Below are 1,956 nucleotides of genomic sequence, written 5' to 3'. Positions count from 1 at the left end.
CGGGGAGAACGCCTGCTATACTCTCCTGGCATTTATCTGTCTTAAAATGGAGTTACACTGGAAATCAAACCCTATCGGAAAAGTGCGTGAGAATCTGCCATTCTTTCAAAAACCGGCTGATAAAAATTTTACACAAAAACTTGACAGTACCCAAAACGTAGCTAATTCCATTTTGCTCGGCTTGAGCGGCAGCGGCCAGGTGCAACCATCTTATTGGGTTGACCCGAAAATCGGCGTTCAATATCTTATAAACGTGCGTGCACCCGAATATGCAATGGATTCCATACAGGAACTTAATGCGATGCCGATCAGCGCCGGCAAACTAAATACAAGCGGTACCAGCAATGCACAGATTCTCTCAAATCTTGCAACTCTTCATCGCGTTTATCGCCGGTCATCTCGCATTATGACGTAACCCCTGTAATTGATGTTTTCGGCAATGTGGACGGTCGCGATCTGAACGGCGTATTAAGTGATATCCAACCGCTTGTTGAAAAAATCCGAAAAGACTTGCCGCGAGGAAGCAGCATTGTAATACGCGGTCAGGCCGAAACGATGCGCTCAAGTTACTTGGTTTGGTAGGCGCGATTGTGCTGATTTATTTTCTGCTGGTTGTCAATTTTCAAAACTGGCTTGACCCGTTCATCATCATCACCGCACTGCCGAGTGCGCTCGCAGGTGTAGGATGGGGATTGTTTTTGTCTCAAACGAACTTAAGCGTTCCGGCGTTGATGGGCGCCATCATGAGCCTTGGCGTAGCAACGGCCAATTCGGTTCTCGTCGTGACGTTCGCGCGTGAAAATTTAAATCTCGGCCTCGATCCGGTTTCGGCAGCGCTTGAAGCCGGTGTCGGTCGCATCCGTCCGGTTTTGATGACCGCGTTTGCGATGATAATCGGCATGTTGCCCATGAGCCTTGCCCTGGGCGAAGGAGGCGAACAAAACGCACCTCTCGGTCGAGCAGTAATCGGAGGTCTTGTTTTCGCCACCATTGCCACACTATTTTTTGTACCGGTCGTTTTCAGTTTAATGCACCGGAATCATAAGCCGCAACCAGAAAAAAAGGTAACACCATGAATTCAAATTCAACTGCCCCCACACCTCCCATACGTTTGATGCGAATTGCCGGAATCGTTGCTGTGCTCGTTATCATCGGCCTTATCATCGGCTTCGTGCCGCGCCGGATTAACCGGCACAAATTACTTGAAGAAATGCATGCTGATTCTATTCCGACCGTGGATGTCATTTTACCGGCAGCATCCGAATCGAATCTCGGTACTCCTTTGCCGGCTGAAGTTCAGCCATTCATGCAGGCTTCGATTCATGCACAAGCAAGCGGTTATCTGAAAAACTGGTTTGTTGACATAGGTGATCAGGTTACCAAAGGACAAATACTTGCAGAAATTGATACGCCGGAACTGGATCGCCAGCTTGTGCAGGCCAGGGCCGAACTGGATAAGGCAAAAGCCTCGCTGGATTTAGCGAAAATTACCGCGGACCGCTGGACGGAATTGCTCAATATTTCGGGTGTCAGCAAGCAGGAAGCTGCGGAAAAAAAGGCGGATTACGCCGTTAAAAAGGCAGATGTCGAAGCCGTTCGTGCGAATCTGCAGCAGTTGGAAGAATTGAAAAAATTCAGCCGTGTTACCGCCCCGTTTTCCGGAACGATTACATCGCGCAACACTGATATAGGCCAGCTCATTTCCGCAAACAATGGGACTGAATTCAGGGTTATTTTGTTCTTTGAACAATAAAAAAAAATTACAATTAATTAAACAAACAAGTGGTCAAAGTCCCAATAATAATGTATAGGAAGGATGATCAAAATTATTATTGAGGCAAAATCCATGACATTACAAACGATAACGGTAAGGCCGGTTCTAAAGGAAGAGGAACAAGAATATATCAAGTTGATGGCAAAACACCATTATTTGGGGTTTGCGCCTAAAATAGGAGA

At 46.9% G+C, this 1,956-nt stretch carries 2 protein-coding genes and 1 pseudogene; all 3 read left to right on the top strand.

What is annotated here, in order from left to right; genetic code table 11:
* Positions 1-415 (top strand): hypothetical protein (locus VXK47_RS16200; RefSeq protein ID WP_435549821.1); only part of this gene is annotated, 415 nt, incomplete at its 5' end.
* Positions 416-563: 148 nt separating this feature from the next.
* Positions 564-1,076 (top strand): annotated as a pseudogene (locus VXK47_RS16195) (efflux RND transporter permease subunit); the annotation flags it as partial.
* A complete protein-coding gene (locus VXK47_RS16190) occupies positions 1,073-1,753 on the top strand; it encodes an efflux RND transporter periplasmic adaptor subunit (RefSeq protein ID WP_435549820.1) in 681 nt (226 codons plus the stop codon). The pseudogene VXK47_RS16195 and the gene VXK47_RS16190, both read left to right, overlap by 4 nt.
* Positions 1,754-1,956: the final 203 nt, after the last annotated feature.

This window comes from Desulfobacterium sp. N47, assembly GCF_051233685.1.
Classification (GTDB): Bacteria; Desulfobacterota; Desulfobacteria; order Desulfobacterales; family RPRI01; genus RPRI01.
Note: the sequence above shows the minus strand (reverse complement) of the source record. Positions and strands in the feature narration are given on the sequence as shown.